The organism is Xanthobacter tagetidis, from assembly GCF_003667445.1.
Taxonomy (GTDB): Bacteria; Pseudomonadota; Alphaproteobacteria; order Rhizobiales; family Xanthobacteraceae; genus Xanthobacter; species Xanthobacter tagetidis.
The window spans coordinates 98,666-123,448 of the sequence record NZ_RCTF01000012.1; the positions used below are offsets into that span (position 1 = coordinate 98,666).

22 protein-coding genes are annotated in these 24,783 nt (G+C 69.9%); 14 read left to right on the top strand and 8 right to left on the bottom strand.

Annotated features, from left to right (window positions below; all coding sequences use genetic code 11):
* Window positions 1–29: 29 nt before the first annotated feature.
* Entirely contained in the window at window positions 30–1,028 is a 999-nt protein-coding gene (locus tag D9R14_RS15020; protein ID WP_121624204.1) for a lipoprotein N-acyltransferase Lnb domain-containing protein, read from the bottom strand.
* Between the two features lie 277 nt (window positions 1,029–1,305).
* On the opposite strand from D9R14_RS15020, the gene D9R14_RS15025 reads away from it, so the two are divergent.
* On the top strand, window positions 1,306–2,142 hold the full coding sequence (locus D9R14_RS15025) for a universal stress protein (protein WP_121624151.1): 837 nt from the start codon (window positions 1,306–1,308) through the stop codon (window positions 2,140–2,142).
* A gap of 179 nt (window positions 2,143–2,321) precedes the next feature.
* A complete protein-coding gene (locus tag D9R14_RS15030) occupies window positions 2,322–2,867 on the top strand; it encodes an NADPH-dependent FMN reductase (RefSeq protein WP_121624152.1) in 546 nt (181 codons plus the stop codon).
* 14 nt (window positions 2,868–2,881) lie between these two features.
* On the opposite strand, the gene D9R14_RS15035 is transcribed toward D9R14_RS15030, so the two are convergent.
* The gene (locus tag D9R14_RS15035; RefSeq protein ID WP_121624153.1) at window positions 2,882–3,553 is read right to left on the bottom strand and encodes a L,D-transpeptidase; all 672 of its coding nucleotides are present in this window, start codon (window positions 3,551–3,553) and stop codon (window positions 2,882–2,884) included.
* Between the two features lie 108 nt (window positions 3,554–3,661).
* Between D9R14_RS15035 and D9R14_RS15040 the strand changes: the two genes are divergently transcribed.
* Window positions 3,662–4,624: a LysR family transcriptional regulator gene (locus D9R14_RS15040; RefSeq protein ID WP_121624154.1), complete on the top strand. Its 963-nt coding sequence runs from the start codon at window positions 3,662–3,664 to the stop codon at window positions 4,622–4,624.
* On the opposite strand, the gene queD is transcribed toward D9R14_RS15040, so the two are convergent.
* From queD to D9R14_RS15055, 3 genes are all read right to left on the bottom strand, one after another.
* On the bottom strand, window positions 4,612–4,965 hold the full coding sequence (queD, locus tag D9R14_RS15045; protein ID WP_121624205.1) for a 6-carboxytetrahydropterin synthase QueD: 354 nt from the start codon (window positions 4,963–4,965) through the stop codon (window positions 4,612–4,614). The genes D9R14_RS15040 and queD overlap by 13 nt on opposite strands.
* A 5-nt stretch (window positions 4,966–4,970) precedes the next feature.
* A complete protein-coding gene (gene queE, locus D9R14_RS15050; protein ID WP_121624155.1) occupies window positions 4,971–5,603 on the bottom strand; it encodes a 7-carboxy-7-deazaguanine synthase in 633 nt (210 codons plus the stop codon).
* 70 nt (window positions 5,604–5,673) lie between these two features.
* The gene (locus tag D9R14_RS15055) at window positions 5,674–6,864 is read right to left on the bottom strand and encodes an alpha/beta hydrolase (RefSeq protein WP_121624156.1); all 1,191 of its coding nucleotides are present in this window, start codon (window positions 6,862–6,864) and stop codon (window positions 5,674–5,676) included.
* A 290-nt stretch (window positions 6,865–7,154) separates the two neighbouring features.
* Between D9R14_RS15055 and D9R14_RS15060 the strand changes: the two genes are divergently transcribed.
* Window positions 7,155–8,096, top strand: a complete 942-nt coding sequence (locus tag D9R14_RS15060) for a ring-cleaving dioxygenase (protein ID WP_121624157.1) — start codon at window positions 7,155–7,157, stop codon at window positions 8,094–8,096.
* 61 nt (window positions 8,097–8,157) lie between these two features.
* On the opposite strand, the gene D9R14_RS15065 is transcribed toward D9R14_RS15060, so the two are convergent.
* Window positions 8,158–8,640: a carboxymuconolactone decarboxylase family protein gene (locus tag D9R14_RS15065; protein WP_121624158.1), complete on the bottom strand. Its 483-nt coding sequence runs from the start codon at window positions 8,638–8,640 to the stop codon at window positions 8,158–8,160.
* 160 nt (window positions 8,641–8,800) lie between these two features.
* On the opposite strand from D9R14_RS15065, the gene D9R14_RS15070 reads away from it, so the two are divergent.
* Window positions 8,801–9,898, top strand: a complete 1,098-nt coding sequence (locus D9R14_RS15070; protein ID WP_170168627.1) for a helix-turn-helix transcriptional regulator — start codon at window positions 8,801–8,803, stop codon at window positions 9,896–9,898.
* A gap of 7 nt (window positions 9,899–9,905) precedes the next feature.
* Here the strand turns inward: D9R14_RS15070 and D9R14_RS15075 are convergent, their stop codons facing one another.
* On the bottom strand, window positions 9,906–11,033 hold the full coding sequence (locus tag D9R14_RS15075; protein ID WP_121624160.1) for an aminomethyl transferase family protein: 1,128 nt from the start codon (window positions 11,031–11,033) through the stop codon (window positions 9,906–9,908).
* 345 nt (window positions 11,034–11,378) lie between these two features.
* Between D9R14_RS15075 and D9R14_RS15080 the strand changes: the two genes are divergently transcribed.
* From D9R14_RS15080 to D9R14_RS15105, 6 genes are all read left to right on the top strand, one after another.
* The gene (locus tag D9R14_RS15080) at window positions 11,379–12,782 is read left to right on the top strand and encodes an acyl-CoA dehydrogenase family protein (protein ID WP_121624161.1); all 1,404 of its coding nucleotides are present in this window, start codon (window positions 11,379–11,381) and stop codon (window positions 12,780–12,782) included.
* A 470-nt stretch (window positions 12,783–13,252) separates the two neighbouring features.
* Complete coding sequence (locus tag D9R14_RS15085) at window positions 13,253–13,759, top strand: flavin reductase family protein (protein WP_121624162.1); 507 nt, start codon at window positions 13,253–13,255, stop codon at window positions 13,757–13,759.
* Window positions 13,760–13,762: 3 nt separating this feature from the next.
* A complete protein-coding gene (locus D9R14_RS15090) occupies window positions 13,763–16,066 on the top strand; it encodes a trimethylamine N-oxide demethylase (protein WP_121624163.1) in 2,304 nt (767 codons plus the stop codon).
* 208 nt (window positions 16,067–16,274) lie between these two features.
* Window positions 16,275–16,862 (top strand): dimethylamine monooxygenase subunit DmmA family protein, encoded by a 588-nt coding sequence (locus D9R14_RS15095; protein ID WP_121624164.1) that lies wholly within the window; start codon window positions 16,275–16,277, stop codon window positions 16,860–16,862.
* Entirely contained in the window at window positions 16,859–17,815 is a 957-nt protein-coding gene (locus tag D9R14_RS15100) for a PDR/VanB family oxidoreductase (protein ID WP_121624165.1), read from the top strand. The genes D9R14_RS15095 and D9R14_RS15100 overlap by 4 nt, the downstream gene beginning before the upstream one ends.
* 79 nt (window positions 17,816–17,894) lie before the next feature.
* A complete protein-coding gene (locus tag D9R14_RS15105) occupies window positions 17,895–18,962 on the top strand; it encodes a heme-dependent oxidative N-demethylase family protein (RefSeq protein ID WP_121624166.1) in 1,068 nt (355 codons plus the stop codon).
* A gap of 3 nt (window positions 18,963–18,965) precedes the next feature.
* On the opposite strand, the gene hrpB is transcribed toward D9R14_RS15105, so the two are convergent.
* The gene (hrpB, locus tag D9R14_RS15110) at window positions 18,966–21,449 is read right to left on the bottom strand and encodes an ATP-dependent helicase HrpB (protein ID WP_121624206.1); all 2,484 of its coding nucleotides are present in this window, start codon (window positions 21,447–21,449) and stop codon (window positions 18,966–18,968) included.
* A 177-nt stretch (window positions 21,450–21,626) separates the two neighbouring features.
* On the opposite strand from hrpB, the gene D9R14_RS15115 reads away from it, so the two are divergent.
* The 3 genes from D9R14_RS15115 to D9R14_RS15125 all read left to right on the top strand — a co-directional run bounded on the left by D9R14_RS15115 (window position 21,627) and on the right by D9R14_RS15125 (window position 24,772).
* Window positions 21,627–22,832, top strand: a complete 1,206-nt coding sequence (locus D9R14_RS15115; RefSeq protein ID WP_121624167.1) for an ABC transporter substrate-binding protein — start codon at window positions 21,627–21,629, stop codon at window positions 22,830–22,832.
* 102 nt (window positions 22,833–22,934) lie between these two features.
* Window positions 22,935–23,924 (top strand): WD40 repeat domain-containing protein, encoded by a 990-nt coding sequence (locus tag D9R14_RS15120; protein WP_121624168.1) that lies wholly within the window; start codon window positions 22,935–22,937, stop codon window positions 23,922–23,924.
* Between the two features lie 101 nt (window positions 23,925–24,025).
* Window positions 24,026–24,772, top strand: a complete 747-nt coding sequence (locus tag D9R14_RS15125; RefSeq protein ID WP_121624169.1) for an acetoacetate decarboxylase — start codon at window positions 24,026–24,028, stop codon at window positions 24,770–24,772.
* The last annotated feature ends 11 nt before the right edge of the window (window positions 24,773–24,783 follow it).

Below are 24,783 nucleotides of genomic sequence, written 5' to 3' on the forward strand. Positions count from 1 at the left end.
GTCTCCGGGCAAGCGCCGGGCGCGGCGGCTCAGGGGCGCCCGTCACGGATATAGCGGCTCCAGGCGGCATCCGTAGCAAATTCCGACGGCGGTCGGATACCGTCGCGCAGCCGCGCCTGCCGGGCGAGGGCGTCGGCGTCGAGCGTGCCGTCGACGAGGCCGATCTGCTGGAACAGGCTCAGGGAATAGCCGGGGATCCAGCGCCGGACATCGCGCCAGGGCACGTGGGCGAAGCTCTCGGGGGCGAGGTTCATCAGCGTCGTCATGCAGCTTTCCCGCAGCGTCGAGTAGAAGCGCGGTTGGCGGTGGCTCTCGTTCACCAAGTCGATGATGCGGCGGAAATAGATCCGCACCGCCTCCGGGCTCGCCTTGACGGGATAGATCTGCACCTCGTCCGGCGGGGTGCGGGCGAGGCGCTCCCATATCAGGTCGCGCTCGGTGCCGAGTTCCGGATAGAGCTGGTCGCGGCGGAAGAAGCCGGCGACGGGATCGAACGCTGCGCCCTTCGCCTGCCGCGCCTCCATGGAGACCACCACGTGCCGCCCGTCCGCGAAGCGGAACGAGAGCATGATGTGGGCGAGCGCCTTCACCCCGCCGAACGGCTGGATGATGAGGTCGGCGCCCTCCAGCGTCGACAGGTCGAAGCGCTCCGTGATCCAGCGCGGCTCGGACGGGGCGCCGGGGCGATGGACGGCATCGCGCAGGTTGGAGATGGTGATGGTGTCGCCGGCGATGCTGGCGTGCGCCTGCTCGGCCTGGAGCGCCACCCAGTCCTGCTCCGGCGGCAGCTTGGTCGCATAGGCCGTGCCGATGGCGATGAGCGCGGCGGCGGCGGCGATGCGGCGGGCGGTCCTGCGGCGGCCGGGCAGGAACCACAGCGCCAGCACCGCCAAGGGAAAGGCGATGGCGCCGGAGGTGCGCACGGGCGCCGGCCAGGGCAGCCAGTAGTGGATGGCGAGCGCGAAATAGAGGCTGAGCAGCACCACCGCGATGGCGAGCGCGATGGCCGCGCCCCGTCTCAACACCATGTCATCGGTCCCGGCGTCATCGATCCCGGCTCCCGGCGGCGCCATCCCGGCGATCGGTCGTGATGCCGCGTGCCTCAAGCCGCTACCTATGGCATCTTCAAGCTTGGCTTAACAGGCCGGCATCGCGGGCGCCGCTGTGGGCGGCCGGCGGGCCGTGGGCGGGCGGTTACGGCCCGGCGATACAAGAAGCGAAATTCCGGTACCGGGTTGACCGAACGCAACGCGCTTCGACACCGCTTCCCGGTACACGAAATCCGTACTTTAGGGAGGAAGGCTCATGCTGCAGAACATCAAGAGCGTACTCATCGGCATGACGGAAGAGGGCATCGACGAGCCGTCGGCGGCGCTCGCTTATGGCATCTCGCTGGCCGAGAAGTCGGGCGCCCATGCCACCATCCAGGCGGCGTCGCTGAAGGTCGTGCTCGGCAGCACCTTGGTGAATTCCATGGGCGCCAACCTGGTCGCTGCGCACAACCGGCGCCTGCGCGAGCTGGCAGCCGCGGTGGGCGAGCGGGCGCGCGGCGATGCGGCGGCAGCGGGCGTCGCGGCCTCGGTGGAGACGCCCCAGCTCGCCTATGGCCAGCTTGTGGAGGTGTTCGTCGCCCAGGCCATGGTGCACGACATCGCCATCGTCGACAGCGAGACGGCGACCGTGAACGCGGACCGCGGCCTGATCGAGGCGCTGCTGTTCGAGAGCGGCCGTCCGGTCATGGTGATTCCGGAGCATTGCGACACCTTCAAGGGCAAGCGCATCGTCGTCGCCTGGGATGCGAGCCCGCGCGCCGCGCGCGCCGTGAACGACGCCATGTCCTTTCTGAAGGCGGCGGAGGCGGTGGAGGTGCTGGCGGTCGGCTCCGAGAAGGAACTCTCGAAGTCCATCCCCGGCGCCGAGCTGGCCCCGCACCTCGCCCGCCACGGCGTCAACGTGACGGTGAAGAACCTCGTCTCCCAGGGCTCCATCGCCGCGACCATCGCCGATCAGCTGGACCTGTTCGGCGCCGACATGCTGGTGATGGGCGCGTTCAACCATTCGCTGATGCGCGAATGGGTGCTCGGCGGCGTCACCGAGAGCATGCTGAAGGAAACCAAGGTCCCGCTGTTCCTGTCCTACTGACCCTGTTCGGCGCACGGCCGCCGTCCAGGATAGGGCGCCCACGCTCGTCCCTCAGGGGTGCGGGGCAGCCTCTCGGGGAACCGCCCCGACCTCCGCGCCGTTCCGACCAGGGCGCCGGCTCCCGCGTTGTGGCGCCTGCGGCGGGTGGCTATGGTCGGCCCGATGCGAGGAGACAGGTCATGAAATGGGTTGTGCTGGTCGGCAGCGTGCGCAAGGGCTCCTATAATGCGGCGGTCGCCCGCGCGTTGCCCGCGCTCGCTCCGGAAGGCGTCGCAGTGGACCTCCTGGGCTCGGTGGCGGGCCTGCCGATCTATGACGGCGACATCGAGGCCGCCGGCATGCCCGAGCCGGTGACGGCCATGGGCCGGGAGATCGCCGGCGCGGACGGCCTCGTCATCGTCACCCCGGAATACAACTACTCGGTGCCCGGCGGCCTGAAGAACGCCCTCGACTGGCTCTCGCGCATCAAGGAGCGCCAGCCGCTGAAGGGCAAGCCGACGCTGATCCTCTCCGCCTCGCCCGGCGCGCTCGGCGGCGCCCGCGCGCAGTATCACCTGCGCCAGGTGCTGGTGGCGCTCGACGCCCCGGTCATGAACATGCCGGAGGTGATGATCTCCCAGGCCAACAAGAAGATCGAGGACGGCGCGATCGTCGACGAGGGCACCTCCGCCTTCGTCGGCAAGCAGCTCGCCGCCTTCAAGACCTTCGTGGAGAAGCATCTCTAGGGGGGCGGCGCGGCTCAGGCCGAATTCTGCCCGCCCGCCGGAAGCACGACCGCCTTCGATCCCACCGGCACGCGCCGGTAGAGGTCGATGATGTCCTGGTTGAGCAGCCGCACGCATCCCGACGATACCATGGTGCCGATGCTCCAGGGCTCGGTCGTGCCGTGCAGGCGGTAGAGCGTGTCCTGCCCGTCGCGGTAGAGATAGAGCGCGCGCGGCCCGAGCGGGTTTCCCGGGCCGCCCGGCAGGCCGGCGGCATATTGGGCGTAGCGCTCGGGCTCGCGCCGGATCATGGCGGCGGTGGGGGTCCAATGGGGCCACTCGGCCTTGCGGGCGATGGTGGCGGCGCCCTCGAAGTTGAATCCCTCCTGCTTGCCCACGCCGACCCCGTAGCGGATTGCGCGGCCGCGTTCGAGAACGAGATAGGCATAGCGCGCGCCGGGATCGACGACGATGGTGCCCGGCTGTTCCCGCGTCGCATAGGCGACCTCGCGCCGGAGAAACCGCGCATCCACCTCCGATAGGTCCACCGCCGGCACCTCGAACGGCTCGCCGGCGACGGCCGCATACATCCGCAGATGGGCGGGATCGGGCAGCGGCGCGGCGGCGTCGAGGCTCCGGTTCTCCGCGCCGGCGCATCCCGTCAGCAAGGCCGCGCCGCCCAAGGCGAACGTGCGTCTGTCCATCATGCTCCGTGCTTCCTCCGCCCGCCTGATCGCGGCGCGCCGAAGGAAAGGCATTGAGGCCGACAGGTCCAGACATTATGGAGTAATGACGATCATAGCTTACGGATATGCATGGACATCTCCCTCGCCTTGCGCGCCTTCATCCGCACGGTGGAGCGCGGTTCGGTCACCGCGGCGGCGCGCGATCTCGGCGTGTCCCAGCCGGCGGTGACGAAGCATCTGCGGAACCTGGAGCGCCATGTGGGCGCCCGGCTGCTGGAGCGCTCGGCCCGGCTGGTGCGCGCCACCCCGCAGGGTCAGGCGCTGTACGAGGCCAGCCGCCCGGCGCTCGCCGCCATCGATGCGGCGGTGGAAGGCGTGCGGCGCGACATGGGCGCCGTCGACGGCGCGCTGCGCCTGCATGCGCCCACCTGCATCGGCGCGCGGCACCTCCATCCCATCGTCATGGCGTTCCAGCGGCGTCATCCGCAGGTGACGGTCGATCTGGTGCTGGAAAACCGCGGCGTGGACCTCGTCTACGAGAATTTCGATCTGGCGGTGAAGTATGGCCGGCCCGAGGACCAGAACCTCATCGTCCGCAGACTCGGGCTGATCCGGCGCATCCTTGTGGCCTCGCCCGACTTCCTCGCGCGGTGCGGGCCGGTGGAGACCCTGGAGCGGCTGGGCGAGATCGACCTCGTCACCACGCCCCGCGTGCTCTCGCAATGCGAGACGCTGCCCCTCGTGCGGGGCGGACGCACCATCGACGTTATGGTTCGCCCGCGGCTGCGGATCAATGCCGCGGACGCCCTTGCGGCAACCCTGCTGGAGGGGCATGCGGCGGGCCCGGTGCAGGAACTGCTGGTGAGCGAGCACCTGCGCGCGGGGCGGCTGGTGCGCATCCTCGCCGACTACGAGGTGAAGCCCACGGAAGCCTTCATCGCCTATCCGTCGGTGCGCTTCATGCGGCCGGCGGTGCGCGCCTTCACCGATTTCGCCATTCCTGCGCTGCGGGCCATCGAAGGCATCTGGGCGGGCGAGGAGCGCGCGCCGGCGGCCGACGAGGGGGCGCGACCGGCGCTTCAGCCGCTATAGTCGGCGAACGAAAGCGGCGTCTCATAGACCCGGACCTGCGCGAGCTGCGGCAGGCGCGGGCGCACGCGCTCCCAGATCCACACGGCGATCAGCTCGGCGGTGGGGTTTTCCAGCCCTTCGATGTCGTTGAGGCAGTGGTGGTCGAGCTGCGCGAGCAGCGGGGCGAAGGCCGCCTCCACGTCGAAGAAGTCGACGACGAAGCCGGTCGCGGTATCCACCTCGCCCTCCAGCGTCAGGTCCACGCGGTAGGAATGGCCGTGCATGCGGAAGCAGCGGTGGGTCTGGGGCACCCGCGGCAGGAAATGCGCGGCCTCGAAGGTGAAGCCCTGGGTGATCCTCACGCGCGTCATGGGATGCCGATCATCTTGTGGGTCTGGAGGGACAGCCGCCAGCGCGGATGGCCGAGGCAATAGGCGACCGCCGCCTGCGTGTGGGCGGCGCGCTCCGGCCCGTCCATGGGCTGGAGGAAGAAATGGGCGAAGTCGAGCTCCTCTGCCGCCTCCGGCATCAGGTCCGGCTGCGGGAAAACCAGCTTCAGCTCCTGCCCGCGCCGCTGGGCGAGCGCCGTGCCGGCCTTGGGGCTGACGCAGATCCAGTCGATGCCGTCGGGCGCCGCGATGGTGCCGTTGGTCTCCACCGCGATCTCGAAGCCTTCCGCGTGCACCGCCGCGATCAGTTCCGCGTCGAGCTGCAGCAGCGGCTCGCCGCCGGTGAACACGACGAAGCGGCGCGCGCGGTCCCCGTCCCAGGCGGCGGCGATGGCGCGCGCCAGCTCCGCCGCGTCGGCGAAGCGCCCGCCGCCTTCCCCGTCCGTGCCGACGAAGTCGGTGTCGCAGAAGCGGCATTGCGCCTCGGCGCGGTGCTCCTCGCGCCCGGTCCACAGGTTGCAGCCCGCGAAGCGGCAGAACACGGCCGCGCGCCCCGCCTGGGCGCCCTCGCCCTGGAGCGTCTTGAACATCTCTTTCACGGAATAGGCCATGGGCCGACGCCTTTAGCCCAGCCGCCGCCGCGAGAGAAGCCCGCGGCGCGCCAGCGCGTCTCTGGCGCGCCTATTGCGCCGGGGCCGGGGCCGGAGCGGGGTGGGCGCCGGGAATGGCGGACACCCGGTCGAGGCCGACGATCTGCACGCCCTCCATCTGCACCGTGGAGGGCAGGGCGCCGGAGCCCGCCTGCTTGGCCAGCCGGCCGCGCAGTTCCGGCGCCATGGCGGCAAGCTGGGCGAACTTGCCGTGGTTGAAGCTGTCCAGCGCCTTCACGTCGGTCATGTCGACGACCACGGCGCCGAGGTCCACCAGCTCGGTGTCGTTGGTGTAGGCGCCGAGGCGGGTCTTGCCGCCGGCGATGAAGTCCGAGAAGCCCAGCGCCTTGTCGTCGCGCGAGACGATCACCACGAACGGCTTCGCCGGCTTGCCGAAGCGCTTCAACTGGGACTTGAACACGTCCACGTCGATGTCGGGGGCGGCGAGGATCACCTGGCCGACGCGCTCCACCGGCAGCCCCTTGCCGGAGATGCGGATCTGGCGCAGCGCCTCCACCGTCACCCAATTGCCCATGGAGTGGGCCAGGAGCGAGACCTCTTCGGCATTGCTGGCGAAGGCGAGGCGCAGCGTCTCCTCCAGCGCGTCGCGCGCGGCTGTGGCGCTGTTGTTGTCGTAGACATAGGCCTCGGTGGTGGCGCGCGAGGCCCAGGTGAACAGCACCGGCACGCCCTCGCCGCCGGAATCCGCCGCCATCTGCGACAGGCGGTAGAGCGCTTCGGCATATTGCGTGTTGTAACCGTGGATGAAGACGAAGACCTTCTTCTGCCCCTTCGGCCGCTTCGCCAGCTCGCTGTTCAGCTCGGCGAGGAATTGCTGCGGCGTGTCGCGATAGACCGCCTCGCGCACCACCATGTCGGTCTCGGGATTGGCGGGCTGCGCCTTCGGCCATTCGATCTCGCCCGGCTTGTGGGCCGGCGGCACGGACATCTGCACCGTGGCGAAGGAGAGCGGCGCGCGCTCGCCGTTGTAGAAGGTGCCGGCCCGCGGGTCGCGGGCACGGGTGGAGGCGACCAGCACGGTCTGCTGCTTGGCGCCGGGCACGGCGGTCATGGCAATCGGGGTGAGGGCATCGGGGCCGGGCCGGTCGGCGCATCCGCCGAGCCCCAGGGCAAGCGCGAGCGCGACGACGCCCGGCGCCCAACTCCGCGCCCGGCGTCCGATCCCCGCTCCTGCGCGCAGCGGCGCGACTTCCTTACGCATGGTAACAGCCACTTGGGTTTCCCCCCTGCCCAAGCCTATAGCAGAGCCTGAGGCGGGTTGCGCAATCGACGATTTGCGGCCGCATCGACGCAGAGGTTGAAAAAAGGGTTAACGCAAGGTTGTCGGGGCGTGGATTTCATTGCGTTACTGCCGAGAATGATGAGTCGAAGGATAGTCGGTATTGCGTCTGCGCAAATTCCGCTTGCGTGCCGCGCTCTCGCAACGCCGCGCCGACCGTCTTATCTCGGGGCAGACAAGACGCGGAGGCGATCCTCCGCCCGGAGGACACCATGCAGCTCACAGGCATCCACCACCTCACCGCGGTGACCGCCCAGGCCGCCGCCAACCACCGCTTCTATACCGGCACGCTCGGCATGCGGCTGGTGAAGAAGACCGTGAACCAGGACGACACCTCGGCCTATCACCTGTTCTATGCGGACGGCCTTGCCAATCCCGGCACCGACCTCACCTTCTTCGACTGGCCGGTGGCGCGCGAGCGGCGCGGCACGCACTCCATCGTGCGCACCCATCTGCGGGTCGCCGACGACGCGGCGCTCGATTTCTGGGCCGGCCGGCTCGCCGACGCCGGCGTCGCCCATGGCGGCATCGAGACCCGCGACGGGCGCAACCAGATCCTGTTCGAGGATTTCGAGGGCCAGCGCCTCGGCCTCGTTGTCGACGGCGGCAAGGGTCCCGGCGTGCCGTGGGAGAAGAGCCCGGTGTCCGCCACGCATCAGGTGCGCGGCCTCGGGCCGATCACCATGTCGGTGCCGGACCTGCGCTCCACCGGCGTGATCCTGAAGGACGTCATGGGCCTCAAGCAGGTGCGCGACTATGCCAGCGAGGACGGGCGGGCGGTCCATGTGTTCGAGATGGGCGAGGGTGGCCCCGCCGCCGAGCTTCACGTGAAGGTGGAGCCGGGCGTCGATCCCGCCGTGCAGGGCGCCGGCTCGGTGCACCACGTGGCGTTCCGCGTGCCCACCTTCGACCAATATGACGACTGGGCGGCGCGGCTGAAGGAATTGCGCATCCCCAACTCGGGCAAGGTGGACCGCTTCTACTTCCGCTCGCTCTATTTCCGCGAGCCCAACGGCGTGCTGTTCGAGCTTGCCACCGACGAGCCCGGCTTCACCGCCGACGAGCCGCTGGCGACGCTGGGCGAGAGCCTGTCACTCCCGCCCTTCCTCGAAGGGCGCCGGGCGCAGATCGAGGCCAATCTCAAGCCGCTGTGAGGCGGTCCCGAAGACGAGGCCCGGCCGGTCCCCCCGGCCGGGCCTCTGCGTGTCCGAGAACTCAGCTCCGTCGCGGCGCCAGGGGCGGGAAATGCAGGCCGCCGGCGATCCGGTTCCAGGCATTGATGGTGGCGATGGACACCATCAGGTGCATCGCCTCGGCCTCGGAGAATTCCGCCAGCAGCGCGGCATGGGCGTCCGCCGTCACCGGCGCCGCTGCCATCAGAGTCACCCGTTCGGCGAAGGCGAGGGCGGCGCGCTCGCGGGCCGAGAACACCGGCGCGTCGCGCCAGGCGGCGACGAGGTCGAGCTTGTCCTGCGCGATCCCCAGCCGGCGCGCCACGTCAAGGTGGAAAGCGAGGCAGAAGGCGCAGCCGTTGATCTGCGACACGCGCAGCTTGACGATCTCGATCAGGTCCTTCTCCAGCCCCGCATCCTCCACCGCCTTGGTGAGGGCGCGCAGCGCCGCCACCGCCGCCGGGGCGGTCTCCTGGAAGCGGGCGTAGGAAAAATGCGGGATCTGCGTCTCGTGCGGCGTCGTCATCCTGCCTGCGTCCCTCTGCGGTGGAGTCTTCCGGTGCAGGCATAGCACGGCTCCGGCCCTATCCGCCCAAGGGGTTGCGGCGAATCCAGGTTGAAGAAGGGTGTCCTGCGGTTGTATTTTACGCTCTAGAATGCAGTCGGGACGGGGCGGCAGGGCGGCAATGGCGGCATTCGACGATCTCGATGTCCTGGACGGCCTCTACGAGGCGGCGGTGCTGCCCGAACTGTGGCCGGAGGCCATCGCCCGGTGCAGCGCGCAGGTCGGCGGCATCGGCGCGGTGATGTTCATGGCCCGAGCCGGCCAGACGCACGGCTTCTCTTCGCCGAACCTGAAGGCCAAGTTCGACGAATGGGTCGCCTCGGGGGCGATGGCCTACAATCCGCGCATCGAGCGGGCCATGGCGCGGCCTGATCTGCCGGTGGTCCGCGACCAGGATCTCTTCACCTTGGAAGAGATCGAGACGCTTCCCTATTTCCAGACCGTGCGCAGCTACGGCGTCGGCTGGTCGGTGGCGCTGAAGCAGCCGCTGCCGGACGATGCCTTCACCATCCTCAGCCTGGAGCGGCCGGGCACCGAGGCGGCGTTCGGCGACGATGCCGTGCGCTGGCTGCTCGGCATGAAGCCCCATGTGGCGCGGGCGGCGGTGGCCTCCACGCGCCTCGCGCTGGAGCGGCTCGCGGCGACGCTCAACACCTTCACCGCGCTCGGCATTCCGGCGGCGACCGTGGCGCCGGGCGGGCGGATGATCGACGCCAATCCCGGCTTCGGCCGGTTCCTCGGCACGGTGTTCCTGGACCGCCGCGTGCGCCTCGGCCTCGCCGAGCGCGGCGCGGATGCGCTGCTCGGCGAGGCGCTGGCGCGCCTTCATCGCGATCTGTGGTCGAAGGCGGTGGGGTCGATCCCGGTGCGGGCGGGGGAAGGGCACGGGCCGCTCGTCGTCCACGTGGTGCCCATGCGCCGCAGCGCGCACGACGTCTTTGCCGGCGCCGGCGCACTCCTGGTGGTGAGCGAGCTGGGGGCGACGCAGACCCTCGACGCCGGGGTGATCCAGACGCTGTTCGACCTGACGCCGGCGGAAGCGCGGGTGGCGCGCATGCTCGCCGAGGGGGCCGCGATCGGCGAGATCGCCGCGGCGCTCGCCGTGTCGGACAACACCGTGCGGGGCCATCTGAAGGTGGTGTTCCGCAAGAGCGGGGTCCACCGCCAGTCGGAGCTGGTGGCGCTGCTGCGCCCGGCCGTGAGCCCGCCCGCGCCGTGAGCCGAACTCAGCCGCGCTCCTCCAGCGGGTGGGTGCGCAGGCGCATGGGATCGTAGAACGGCGTGCGCACCACGTTGGCCTCGAAGGTCGCGTCGGCGTCCTTCACGTTGAGCGCGGTGCCGAGCGCGGTCACGGTGGGGATGAGCGAGACCAGCGCCAGCGATTTCATGAGGTGGCGGCTGTAGGTGGTGGAATTCACCACGCCCACCTCCTGCCCGTCCTTGAAGATCTTCGCGCCGGGCGTGATCGCCTTGGGCGCCAGCACCTCGATGCCGGCCTGGTGGGTGCGCTCGGTGCCCTTGCGCTTCACCAGCGCCGCCTTGCCGCGGAAGTCCGGCTTCGACAGGTCAACCGACCAGTCCATCAGCACCTCGAAGGGCGTGGTGTCCGTGTGCGGCATGTCAAACGGGAAGAACAGCAGCGCGCCTTCCACCCGCACGATGTCGAGGCAGTCCCACGACACCGCCATGGCGCCGAAGGGCTTGCCGGCCTCCAGGATCTGGTCCCAGAGCGCCACCGCGTCCTGCGCCGCGCAGAACACCTCGTAGCCGCGCTCGGCCGAATAGCCGCCGCGCGCCAGCGACACCGGCGTGCCGAACAGAGTGGTCCTGCCATGGCCGAAATAGGGGAGCGCCTTCAGGTCCATGGGCGTGTGCGGCGCGAGGATGTCGAGCGCCAGCGGACCTTGGAGCGAGAGGATGTGCACGTCGTCGTCGCGCGCGATGGCGACGTCGAAGCCCTTGGCGACCTCGGGCAGCGCCTCCTCCAGCGCGCCGCCGCCGTGGGACAGGCGGAAGTCGTTCGGCCCGTCCACATAGACCAGCACGTCGTCGATCAGGCCGCCGTCCTCGCCGACGATGGAGGAGATCATGGAGCGGCCGGGCTGGATCTTGGCGATGTCGGCGGTGAGAAGCTGGTTGAGGAAGGCGAGGGCCTCCCTGCCGGAGACATTGATGATCTTCAGCGCCGACACGTCGATCAGCCCGGCGCGATAGCGCACCGCCTCGGTCTCCAGATAGGGATCGGTGGCGTAGTGCTGGGGGATCGCCATGTTGTTCCAGGACTCTTCGAGCATCGAGCCCAGCTCCCGGTGACGCCCGTTGAGGATGGATTGCCTCCAGACGGTCTCGCTCATGCCTTCCCCCTGCTGTCCTGCGATTCCCATGCGCCGCGCCGGTGCGCGGTTCTGCTCCGGCCGCGCATCCTTGTCGGGGCGATCTTCTGTGTCAATTACTTTTCCGGAGAAGAAATTTTCGGCGCTCTTTGCCCGATCCTTGCGCCGCTAAGTGTCCGTCGCGCCTGAATCGAGGTACGGCGCGCCCAACATTTCGGCGATTGGTGCACAATTCTTCGACTTGAACGCTACGTCACTGGTGGCATGGTGTTTCTGCACCGTCAAAAAAATTCACTCAGAAGAGCAGGTGGCCTTTGTTCAACGGCCGGGTCGGGGACCCGCGGCAGACGCAGCTGGAGCCAGGTGATGTCCGAAACCAAGATGTGGGGCGCCGAGCCGTTCTGGGGGCTCGGATTCGAGTGGGACCCCCAATGGCTGCTCTCGCCGGCCCAGAAGGCGCTCCAGGCGAAGCTCATCGCCCTGTGCGAATCCACCCTGCGCGCCAATGCTGTCGAGAGCGACGCGGACTACATCTATCCGCGCAAGAATTTCGAGGCGCTGGCCGCGCTCGGCCTGCTCTCGCTCAACGTGCCGACGGAGCTGGGCGGCCTCGGCGAGAACCATGTCTGCGCCGCCATGGTGGTGGAGACCATCGCCCGCTACGGCTGCCCCTCCACGGCCATGTGCTACACCATGCATCTCGGCGCCGTGGCCGCGGCGCTGCTGCGCCACCACGACAACCCGCTGCTCACCGACATCCTGAAGCGGCTGGACCAAGACGTGCTGATCGGCACGCTCTCCTATTCCGACCCCGAGACCGGCTCGCACTTCTGGTATCCCATCTCGTCGAAAGCCGAGGCCCATGGCGAGGGCTGGAAGGTGACCAAGAAGGCCTCCTGGACCACCTCCGGGGGCTTCGCCGACTGGTACATCGTGCAGACCACCAGCCCCGGCTTCTCCGGCGACTATTCGGACCTCTCCTGCTTCCTGGTCACCAAGGACGCGGTGAAGGCCAATCCCTCCGAGTGGGACGGCCTCGGCCTGCGCGGCAACCAGTCCGGCCCCATCGTGGTGGAGAATGCGATCCTGCCGAAGGAGGCCCTGGTCGGCCCGGTGGGCGATGGCGCGAAGTCCAATGACGAGGTGGTGGACCCGTTCTTCCTCACCTGCTCGTCGGCCTGCTGGAACGGCATCTCGCTGGCGGTGATCGACATCGCCAAGCGCCACACCACCCGCAAGACCCACAACGATGTTGGCATGCGCGTCGCCGACTACCCCACGATCCAGGACTATGTGGGCGAGGCGATCATGGACACCAACGCCTGCCGCGCCTTCGACTTCCAGATGGCGCAGGCGCTGGATTCGGTGACCAACAATTGCGACTGGTCGATCCACACCGACATCGACGCCCTGCCCCGGTCCTCCCTGCTCCACTGGCTGTGGCAGGTGAAGTTCGAGGCGGCGAAGAACGTCGCCCACGTGGTGGACAAGATGCTCCACGCCACCGGCGGCACCGGCTTCCGCCCGGCGCTCCAGATCGAGCGCTATCTGCGCGACGGCAAGGCCGGCTGGGTGATGGGCCCCACCAACGAGGTGCTGCGCCAGTTCGTCGGCAAGGCCTCGCTCCTGGGCTTCGAGGTGCTGGACTACTGGAACAAGTCCATCAACCACCGGGTGCTCAACAACGAGATCAAGAAGATGGACGACGCCGAGAAGCGCGCCTTCGCCGAGAAGCTGCTGGCGGAGGTCGAGCCGGCCAAGGTGGCGTGAGGGGCGCGGTCTGGGTCAAAACAGCCGTCATGCTCCGGCCCGATCGGAGCATCCAGCGCAGAGTTCCGGGTCGTGGGGCCATGGGCCCTCCGGTCAGGCCGGAGGGCGACGGTAAAAGAGCGGAAGCGCGGTTCCCCTCTCCCCTTGTGGGAGAGGGTGCCGAGCGGAGCGAGGCGGGAGAGGGGTCCGCGCCGCGTGGGGCGTCCCATATCCCGCAGGACACTGACTCCCCTCACCCTGCCCTCTCCCGCAAGGGGAGAGGGGGCAAAGGGCGCGGTCTGGGTCAAAACAGCCGTCATGCTCCGGCCTGACCGGAGCATCCATTCGCGGGTGGCGGGACGGACCGCACATGGGCCCTCCGGTCAAGCCGGAGGGCGACGGCGGAAAGGTGCGTGCGGCGCGGGTCATGCAGGCGGAGCGAAATTGTCTTACAATAGCGGCGTGGATCCATATTCGAGAGAGCCATTGCCATGACCGCCATTGATCTCGACGCCCGTTTCGACCCGCGCGAATTGCGCAATGCCCTGGGCCGCTTCGCCACCGGCATCGCCGTGGTGGCGGCCCATGACGCGGAAGGCCCCATGGGGGTGACGGTGAACTCGTTCTCCTCCGTCTCCCTCGACCCGCCGCTGGTGCTGTTCTCCATGGCGCGCGGCCTTCTCTCGCTGCCGCGCTTCGAGAAGGTGGAGGCCTATGCGGTGAACATCCTGCTGGAGGGCCAGGAGGCCATCTCCAACAGCTTCTCGCGCCCCGGCGCCGACAAGTTCGCCGGCGTCGACTGGGTCAAGGGCGTCACCGGCGCCCCCAAGCTCACGCCCACCCTCGCCACCTTCGAGTGCGTGCCCTACGCGCACTATGACGGCGGCGACCACGTCATCTTCGTCGGCCGCGTGGTGCATCTCCACGTGGAGGACGAGGGCAGCCCGCTGCTCTATTTCCGCGGCAGCTACCGGCTGCTCGCCACCGAGAAAGGCTAGCGCATGGACGCCGTCGTCACGCCCCCTTCCGCCCCCGCGCCCGGTGCCCTGCGCCGCCACACGGTGCGGGGCGGCGGGTGCGAGGCCTTCGCGCTCAAGGCGGGCGACGGCGTCACCATCACCGATCCCGAAGGGCTCCAGAGCGCATGCGTCTTCGCGTTCGACGGCACGGGCGAGGCCGGCGCGCGGCTCGGCCTGTCCGGCGCAACAGCAGGGCCTGATCTGGCGGCGGTGATCGCCGATGCGGGCGCGAGCGGCATCGCAGCGGCGCGCCTGCTGGCGGCCCACGGCATCGTCCCCGGCGCGCAGAAGGGGCGGCTCGCGCTTGCAGCCGGCCCGGTGCCGGGCGGCAGCGTTACGCTCACCGCCGGCGCCGACCTGCTGCTGGTGGTGGCCGCCCCCGGCCGCCCCATGGCGCCGGACGCGCAGGAGCCGCCCACCGACCTCCTGGTCACCATCGCCCGCGCCGCCGGGTTCGACGATCTGCCCGCGCCATTGGCCGAGCCGAAGCTTGATCTCAGGGTGCCGGCGGCCGAGGCGCGCGCGCTCACGGTGAAGGCGGGCGACTATATCCAGATCATCGACGTCGCCGGCCGCCAGTGCTCGGACTTCCTCGCCTTCGATGCGAAGGCACTGGAGGCGGGCGAGGAATTCGGCCTCGACGCCACCACCACCCGCACCCTGATGGGCGCGGCCTATCCCGGCCCCGGCCTGCACTCGAAGTATTTCGACGCGCGCCAGATGGCGCTGGTGGAGGTGGTGCGCGACACGGTGGGCCGGCACGACACCTTCGCGCTCGCCTGCTCGGCGAAATATTACGAGGACATGGGCTATCCGGGCCACGCCAACTGCTCGGACAATTTCAATGCCGCGCTCAAGCCCTTCGGCATCGCCGAGCGGCGCGGCTGGCCGGCCATCAACTTCTTCTACAACACCGCGATCGAAGGCTCGAACGCGCTCGCCATGGACGAGCCGTGGTCGCAGGCGGGCGACTATGTGCTGCTGCGCGCGCTCACCGACCTCGTCTGCGCGGTGTCGTCATGCGCCGACGACATCGACGCCGCCAACGCCTGGGAGCCCACCGACATCCATGTCCGCGTCTATGACGCGCGCGAGGACTTCTCCAAGGGGATCGCCTTCCGCATGACGCCCGACGCCGAGCCGCGCCTGACCCGCGAGAGCGCCTTCCATCCGCGCACGTCGCTTCTCACCCGCAATTTCGTGGAGTATCGCGGCTTCTGGCTGCCCGCCGCCTTCACCGGCGAGGGGCCGATCGCCGAATACTGGGCCTGCCGCGAGAGGGCGGCGGTGATGGACCTGTCGGCGCTGCGCAAGTTCGAGGTGACGGGGCCGGACGCGGAAGTCCTGCTCCAGCGCACGGCGACCCGCGACATCCGCAAGCTCACCATCGGCCAGGTGGTCTATACCGCGCTCTGCTACGACAGCGGCGGCATGCTGGACGACGCCACCATCTTCCGCCTCGGCCCGGCGAACTTCCGCGTGGTGTGCGGCGAGGAGTTCACCGGCAAGTGGCTGCGCGACAAGGCCGCCGATTGGGGCCTGAAGGCGTTCGTGAAGTCCTCCACCGACCAGCTCCACAACATCGCCGTGCAGGGCCCGCTCAGCCGCGAGATTCTTTCGGCGCTGATCTGGACCGGGCCGACCCAGCCGGCCATCGCCGAACTGAAGTGGTTCCGCTTCGCGGTCGGCCGGCTCGGCGGGCCGCAGGGGCCGGCGCTGGTGATGTCGCGCACCGGCTATACCGGCGAGCTGGGCTTCGAGGTGTGGTGCCACCCGAAGGATGCGGTGGCGCTGTGGGACGCGGTGTGGGCCGAGGGCGCGCCCAAAGGCCTGAAGCCGCTCGGCCTTGCCGCCCTCGACATGCTGCGGGTGGAAGCGGGCCTGGTGTTTGCGGGCTATGACTTCTGCGACCAGACCGACCCGTTCGAGGCCGGCATCGGCTTCACCGTGGCGGCGAAGGAGGAGGACTTCGTCGGCAAGGCCGCGCTCGCCCGGCGCAAGGCCAATCCTGCCCGCAGGCTGGTGGGGCTCCTCGTCGCCTCCAACGAGGACGTGGGCCACGGCGATCCGGTGCATGTGGGGCGTGCCCAGGTGGGCGTCGTCACGTCCGCCGCCAAGTCGCCGATCCTGAAGGCGCAGATCGCGCTCGCCCGGCTCGACGTGTCGGCGGCGGCGGAGGGGGCCGAGGTGGAAATCGGCAAGCTCGACGGCCAGCGCAAGCGCATCGGCGCGCGCATCGTGCCGTTCCCGCATTTCGACCCGCAGAAGACCCGGGTGAGGGCCTGACGGCCAGCGCCATGGGGTGCTGAAGAACGCGGCGCCTGCCCAAGAATTCGGCGGGCGATGACTATCATTTACCAGCTCCGCATGGCGATTTCTGACCATCTCCTCATTGACAACTATTTTTCTTGTGAAGAAAATTAGACCCATGTCCGGCACGCCGGTCCGAGCGCATCACGGGAGGCGGACGCCGTTCCCATATGAGCGAGCCGAGATGAGCGATCAGGGCATCAAGAGCCGGCCGAAATACCAGCCCATCGCGCCCGAACCGGCGGGGCGACACCATCTGCTGGTGGTGGAGGGCGCCGAGGTTCCCGGCGGGGCGCTGGCGGAGGGGGTGAGCCCCGCCGCCTTCGAGGTCTGGACCGTGGCCCATCGCAGCGCCGTTCCCGGCGCGCCGGTGATGGAGGAGGCGGCGGGCGCGGTGCGCACCTTCCGCTCAGTGCCGCATCTGCTCGGCGCGCTTCAGGAGCGGCTCGCCCGCGAGCGCATGGGTCTGCGGCTCTATGGCGCCGGCACCGAGCCGTTTGTGTGGGACGTGTTCGGCATCGCCCAGGCCGCCGGCCTCGGCCGCCAGGAAACCGGGTTCGCCCATGTGGGCACCCAGGCGCGGCGCATCTTCTGCGTCCATTGCCGGGCGGTGACGGAGAACGTCTCCACCTCCATCGTCACCTGCTCCGGCTGCGGCGCGTCGCTGTTCGTGCGCGACCACTTCTCGCGCCGGCTCGCCGCCTTCATGGGCGTTCAGGTGGATGCCGAGGTTCCCGGCGAGGTGCCCGAGGCCGAGGAGCTTTACGCATGAGCCCCGCCGCAACCTGCGACGTGCGCGTGCGCGAGATCGAGCCTCTGGCGCCCGGCCTCAAGCGCTTCTCCTTCGAGCCGGCCCATGGCGGCCTGTTCTCGACCCCGCCGGCGGGCGGCCACGTGATGCTCACTTTGCGCGACGGCGCGCGGGTGATGAAGAACGCCTATTCCCTGGTCTCGCCGCCGGCCGAGCGGGCGCGCTACGACATCATCGTCCGGCTGGTGGCCCAGTCGCGCGGCGGCTCGGCTTTCCTGCACCACAAGGTGGCGCGCGGCGACGTGCTGGAGATGGCCCCTCCGCTCAGCCTGTTCCCCGTGGCGGCGACGGCAAAGAAGCACCTGCTCATCGGCGGCGGCATCGGCATCACGCCGCTGCTCTCCCATCTGCCGGAGCTGAAGGCGCGCGGCGCCCGCTACGAACTGCACCAGCTCTCCGTGGCGGACGAGGCGGCGGTGTTCGAGCGCCTGCTCGCCCCGTTCGCGGCGGGCGCGGAGATCCGCGTCCATGGCGGCGGGCGCGCCGCCTTCGACATGGCCGGCCTGCTGGCGCGCCAGCCGCTCGGCACGCACCTTTATGTGTGTGGGCCGCGCGCGCTTATGGACGCCGTGAGCGGCACCGCTCTGGCGCTCGGCTGGCCCAAGGGCAAGATCCACAAGGAGAGCTTCGGCGACACTTCGGGCGGCCTGCCCTTCAAGGCGGTGCTGAAGCGCTCCGGCATCGAGGTGGAGGTCGGCGCGACCCAGTCGCTGCTGGAGGCCATGGAGGCGGCGGGCGTCGCGGCGCCCTGTCTGTGCCGCGGCGGCGCCTGCGGCGAGTGCCGCACTCCCGTCATCGAGGGCGAGGTGGAGCACCGCGACGACTTCCTCTCGGCGGAGGAGAAGGCCGCCGGCACGGCCATCATGACCTGCGTCTCCCGCGCCCGCGGGCCGCGCCTGGTGATTGATCTGTAAGTGGGGAACCTCCCCTCCCCACACGGGGGAGGGGTTCACCGGGCAACGGCTCGGCGGCCTCAATTCAAAGGACGAGACCATGACCTTGCAGTTCAAGCCGTCCGAGACCTTCCGCGACACCTTCACCTACGCCAAGACGGCGGAAGACATCCTGCGCTTTCCGTTCCCGTTCCCCGAAGACGAATACATGTACTCGGTGAACATCGAACCCCACGTGAAAGGCGGGCCGACGGCGGCGTTCCAGGCGGTGTTCGACATCGACGAGCACTATGTGGCCGAGTGCCGCGAGCGGGCGAAGGTGCTCGCCGAGGACCCCAAGCGCTGCCAGGTTCTGCCGCACATGATGGCGGCCGAGTGGGACACGCTGGAGCTCATCATGGAGAGCCTCGCGGCGGATTATCCCGAGCACTTCACGCTCACCAAGGCGGGCGACCTGTGGACCTGGGTGAACCGCCCGCTCGGCCTGCAGCAGTCCTTCACCTTCGGCAAGGCGGAGACGCTGCCCTGCCCGCCGTTTGAATTCATCACCCGCCAGGCGCAGGGCGATTTCACGCTCCAGGACCAGCGCGAGGACAACCTGTTCGTGGACGGCGGCATGGTGACGACCCAGGCCGACTGGTCGCTGGAGTTCGACATCGGCATGACGTTCCACGAATGGCACGGCCCGGTGCCGCTGGCGCACGAGAAGGGCGTGTTCGACCGGGCGCTGAAATACCTGATGCGCCTGCAATGCGGCCAGCCGGTGCGGCGCCTCAACTGGACCATGACGGTCAATCCCCGGCTCGACACCTCGCCGGAGAACTACCCCGTCTGGGGGCCGGACAAGGCCACCGTGACGCCCGAGAACGTGGCCGAGAAGGTGCATCTGCGGGTGGAATTGCAGACCCTGTTCCGCCTGCCGCGCTCCAATGCCATCCTGTTCGGCATCCGCTGCTACCTGACCTCGGTGGCGGACATCGCGCGGGTGCCGAAATGGCGCCGCCGCCTGCACCGGGTGCTGCGCGACCTCCACCCCGACATTATCGGCTACAAGGGCCTGCCGCGCTACCGGCAGATGGTGATCGATCATCTCGCCCCGTTCGACGACGGCGTCCCCACCTCCCGGGGCATCGCGCCCGACACGGACACGCTCGACGCGGCACGCTGAGCCTCAGGTGCCGCGCGGCTTGGCGCGGGTGGTGGGATCGGCCTGGGACGGGTCCTCGGGCCAGGGATGCTTGGGATAGCGCCCGCGCATCTCCGCGCGCACGTCGCGCCACGAGCCGCGCCAGAATTGCGGCAGGTCCTTGGTGACCTGGATCGGCCGGCGCGCCGGCGAGAGCAGAGCGAGGGTCAGCGGAATGCGCCCGCCGGCGAGCGCGGGATGCGTCGTGAGCCCGAACAATTCCTGCACCCGCACCTCCACCTGCGGGCCGCCCTCGGCGGCATAGTCCACCGGCAGGCGGGTGCCCGTGGGGGCGGTGAAATGGGTCGGCGCCTCCGCCTCCAGGCGCGCCGCGAGCGCATAGGGCAGGAGCGCCTTCAGCGCCGCGTCGAGGTCGGAGGCGGTGATCTCCGCGAGCGCCGTGCGGCCCGCGATGAAGGGCGCCAGCCAGTCGCCCGCCGTGGCGGCGAGGGCGGCGTCGGCAAGGTCGGGCCAGGGCTCGCCCTCGGCGGCACGCAGGAAGGCGACGCGGTCGCGCCACTGGGCGAGCGACGGGGAGAAGGGCAGGCGGGCGATGCCGAGGCCGGCGACGCCTTCCGCCAGCAGGCGCGCGGTTGCGGCATCGGGCGGCGTGGGCCGCGGGCGCGACGACAGGGTCAGCGCGCCGAGCCGGCGCGTCTGCCGCGCGCGGACCGCGGCGGCACCGGCGTCGAACGTCACCTCCAGCCCCTCGCCGATCTCGGCCGCGAACAGGGCCTCGATCTCGTCCTCGGCGAGTGCAGCGGCGAGCAGGATGCGCGCGGCATCCGCCCGGCCCGACATCTCGGCGACGGCGAGGTAGGGCGCCTTCGCGAGCGCCGCCGCCGGGTCCACCGCCCCGGCCCGGCCGTTGCGCAGCAGGAAGCGCGTGCCGTCGCCGCGCGCTTTGGCGACGCGGTCCGGGAAGGCGAGTGCCAGCAGCGCGGCGGGGGAGGGCGCCGCGCGCCGCGCGTCCGCCGCGCCCCTGGCCGCCTCGGTCCAGCGCTGGGCGAGGCGGCGGGCATCCTCGGCGCGGCGCGAGCGGTCGCGGCGGAAATCGTCGAGCCGATGCAGCAGATCGACGCCGTCGCCGCCCAGCCCGCGCTCGGTCAGCACGGCGGCGATCTCGCCCGCCTGGCGCCCGGCGCCGCTTTCGGCCCCCATCACCACCATGTGGGCGAGGCGCGGCGGCAGCGGCAGGCGCGCCATGCGCGCGCCCAGCGGCGTGACGCGGCCCTCCGCGTCCAGCGCGCCGAGCAGAGCCAGGAGCGCCTTCGCCTCCTTCACAGCCGGTTCGGGCGGCGGGTCGAGGAAGGGCAGGCTCGCCGGCTCGCGCACCCCGGCGCGGGCGAGGTCGAGCACCAGGCCGGTCAAGTCGGCGGAGAGGATTTCCGGCGTCGCGAAGGGCTTCAGGCTCGCCGTCTCGCCCTCGCTCCACAGCCGGAAGCACACGCCCGGCTCGGTGCGCCCGGCGCGGCCGCGCCTCTGGTCGGCGCCGGCGCGGGAGACGCGCTCGGTCACGAGCGTGGTGAGCCCCACGTCCGGCTCGAAGCGCGGCACGCGGGCAAGGCCGCTGTCCACCACCACGCGCACCCCCTCGATGGTGAGCGAGGTCTCGGCGATGGAGGTGGCGAGCACCACCTTGCGCCGGCCCGCGGGGGCGGGCAGCAGCGCCCGGTCCTGCTCCGCCGCATCCATGGCGCCGAACAGCGGCACGAGGTCGACGGCAGGGTCGCGCACCTTCTCCGCCAGGAAGTCGCGGGTGCGGCGGATCTCGGCGGCGCCGGGCAGGAAGGCGAGGATCGAGCCCTGCTCCTCGGAGAGCGCGCGGACGATCGCCTCCGCCATCTGTCCCTCGATCCGCGCGCGCGGGTCGCGGCCGAGATGGCGCGTGGCAACCGGAAAGGCGCGGCCTTCGCTTGCGATCACCGGGGCCGGGGCGCCTTCGGTGCCCATGAGCGCGGCGACGCGCGCGCCGTCGAGGGTGGCGGACATGGCGAGGAGGCGCAGGTCGTCGCGCAGCCCGCGCTGGCTGTCCAGCGCCAGCGCGAGGCCGAGATCGGCGTCGAGGCTGCGCTCGTGGAACTCGTCGAACAGCACGGCCGCGACGCCGGCAAGCTCCGGATCGTCCAGCACCATGCGGGTGAACACGCCCTCGGTCACCACCTCGATGCGGGTGCGCGCGGAGACCTCCGAGCGCAGCCGCACCCGGTAGCCGACCCGCTCGCCGACCCGCTCTCCCAAAGTCTGCGCCATGCGGTGGGCGGCGGCGCGCGCCGCGAGGCGGCGCGGCTCCAGGACGAGGATCTTGCCGCCCCTCACCCAGGGCGCGTCGAGCAAGGCCAGCGGCACCCGCGTGGTCTTGCCGGCGCCCGGCGGCGCCACCAGCACGGCCGCCGGCGTGGCGGCGAGGGTGCGCATCAGGTTGTCGAGGACCGCATCGATGGGAAGCGGCGCGAAGGCGGGCGGCATGGCGGTGTCATAGACCACAATCGCCCCGGCGGGCGAGGGTGGCGCGATACGCGGGCGGCTGAATATCGCGTAAATGCCGTGAATTAATGTAAATCTCATAATGAGACGTATTATCTATTGAACCACTCGACATAGTCGAATAATCGGGAAGGCGACCTGACCCATCCGGAGAGCATCATGCGCCGTCCTCTGTTCGCCGCCCTCGCCGCGGCGCTCCTCCTTTCCGGTCCGCTCGCGGCGGCGGACGGCAAGCCCCTGCGCATCGGCATCCTCAACGACCAGTCCGGCATCTATGCCGACATGGCCGGCCCCGGCTCGGTGATCGCCGCGCAGATGGCGGTGGAGGATTTCGGCGGCAAGGTGCTCGGCCGGCCGATCGAGATCGTCGTCGGCGACCACCAGAACAAGCCGGACGTGGGCTCGGCCATCGTCAACCGCTGGATCGACGAGCAGGGCGTCGACGTGATCGCCGACATCCCCACCTCCTCGGTGCTGCTGGCGGTGCAGGAGATCGGCCGGCGCAAGGACAAGTTGGTGCTCGCCTCCACCGGCGGGTCGTCCGATTTCACCGGCAAGTTCTGCGCCCCCACCGGCATCCACTGGACCTACGACACCTATGCGCTGGCCGCCGGCACCGGCGCCTCGCTGGCGAAGGACGGGCCGTGGTTCTTCATCACCGCCGACTACGCCTTCGGCGCGGCGCTGGAGCGCGACACCGCCCAGGCGGTGGAGAAGGGCGGCGGCAAGGTGGTGGGCCGGGTGAAGCACCCGCAGGGCTCCACCGACTTCTCCTCCTACCTGCTCCAGGCCCAGGGTGCGGGCGCCAAGCTCATCGCCTTCGCCAATTCGGGCGCGGACCAGGTGAACGCCATCAAGCAGGCCAACGAGTTCGGCATCCCGCAGTCGGGCATCAAGCTCGCCGGGCTCTATCTCCACATCACCGACATCCACGCCATCGGCCTGCCCACCGCCAAGGGGCTGATCCTGACGCAGGGCTTCTACTGGGACCTCAATGACGAGACCCGCGCCTGGTCGAAGCGCTTCTACCAACGCCACAAGGCCATGCCCACCATGGGCCAGGCGGGCGTCTATTCGTCGATCCTGCACTATCTCAAGGCGGTCCAGGCGGCCGGCACCGCCGACACCGGCACGGTGGTGGCGCAGATGAAGGCGACCCCGGTGGACGACTTCTTCTCCCATGGCGGGCGCATCCGCGAGGACGGCCGCATGGTGCACGACCTCTATCTGCTGAAGGTGAAGGCGCCCGATCAGCAGAAGTATCCCTGGGACTATCTGGAGCTGATCCGCGTCATCCCCGGCGACGAGGCGTTCCGCCCGCTGAACGAGGGCGGCTGCCCGCTGGTGAAGGCGGCGGCGAACTGATCGGCCGCGCGCGGCACTCCCCCGCCCGCGTGCCTTGCGTCGCGGCGCGCGGGGTGGCTTAAGAGCCTTTTCCGCCTTCGGGCCGCGCTGAGGCACTGTTTCATGTCCCTTGCCCCTTCCAGCCTCACCGACAAGGTCACCACCTTCGCCCTCGGCGCCGAGATCGTCGCCGCCGCCTTCCTCGACGCGACGCCGGCCTTCGCGGGCGCACAGGGGCAGGTGTTCCTGGGCGTCGGCGGCGGCAAAGCGGTGACGGCGCATGAGGGCGCGGTGCTGTGCGCGGTGGCGGACGGCACCCGCCTCATCACCGGCGGCGACGACGGGCGGGTGGTTGAGACACGCGCGGACGGCAGCGTCACCGAGATCGCATCCCACACCGGCCGCTGGATCGACCGCATCGCGCTCGGCCCGGACGGCACGCTCGCTTATTCCGCCGGCAAGACCGCATTCGTGATCGCCAAAGGCGAGACGAAGAGCTTCGAGGCGCCGTCCACCGTGGGCGGCCTCGCCTTCGCGCCGAAGGGCCTGAGACTCGCCATCGCCCATTATGGCGGGGCAACGCTGTGGTTTCCCAACGCGCCCTCGGCCAAGCCGGAGCTTCTGGGCTGGAAGGGCTCGCATCTCGGCCTCGCCTTCTCGCCGGACGGGCGCTTCCTGGTCTCCACCATGCAGGAGCCGGCGCTGCACGGCTGGCGCGTGGTGGACGGCGCCCACATGCGCATGACCGGCTACCCCTCGCGGGTGAAGTCCTTCGCCTTCACGGCGGACGGCAAGTGGCTCGCCACCTCCGGCTCGGGCGAGGTGGTGATGTGGCCGTTCCAGGCCAAGGACGGCCCCATGGGCAAGGCGCCGACCATGGTCGCGCCGTCGGCCTCCTCGCGGGTGCTGGTTGTGGCCTGCCATCCGAAGGACCCGGTGATCGCCGCCGGCTACGAGGACGGCATGGTGCTGATGGCGCGCATCTCGGACAGCGCGGAAATCCTCCTGCGGGCACCCGACGCCGATCCGCTTGCCGCCATCGCCTGGCACCCGGCGGGCGGCGCCGTGGCCTATGCCACCCAGAGCGGGGCGGCGGGCGTGCTGGCCTTCTGATGTCCCGCATTCGCTAAGTCACGGGCCTGTCGCGGTCTGGCGCCATAGGCTAACGTGACGCGCCTTCGCATCTGCGAAGCGGCCAGCAGGGAGCCATGCCGATGAAGATCGCTGACGTCCGCCGCACCGCCTATTCCATGCCGCTCGTCAGCCCGTCCTATCCGCGGGGTCCCTACCGCTTCTTCGACCGCGAGTTCATGATCATCACCTACCGCACCGATCCCGCGGCGCTGGAGGAAGTGGTGCCGGAGCCGCTGAAGGTCGGCGAGCCCATCGTCAAGTACGAGTTCATCCGCATGCCGGATTCCACCGGCTTCGGCGACTATACCGAGACCGGGCAGGTGATCCCGGTCACGCTGGACGGCGTCGCCGGCGGCTATGTGCACTCCATGTATCTCGACGACGAGGCGCCGATCGCCGGCGGCCGCGAGATCTGGGGCTTCCCGAAGAAGTACGCCAACCCCAAGTTCCAGGTGGAGACCGACACGCTGGTCGGCACCCTGAACTATGGCAGCGTGCTTTGCGCCTCCGCCACCATGGGCTACAAGCACGTGCCCGCCGACAAGGATAAGGTGCTCGCCTCGCTGCTGGCGCCGAGCTTCCTCATCAAGATCATCCCGGACGTGGACGCCAAGCCGCGCATCTGCGAGCTGGTCCGCTACTATCTGGAAGACATCACCCTCAAGGAATGCTGGACCGGCCCGGCGGCGCTCGGCCTGTTCCCCCACGCCATCTGCGACGTGGCGAAGCTGCCGGTGCTGGAGGTGCTCTCGGCGGTGCACCTCAAGGCCGACCTGACGCTCGGCCTGGGCGAGGTGGTCTACGACTATCTGGCCGAGGACAAGTGATCCCTCGCGGG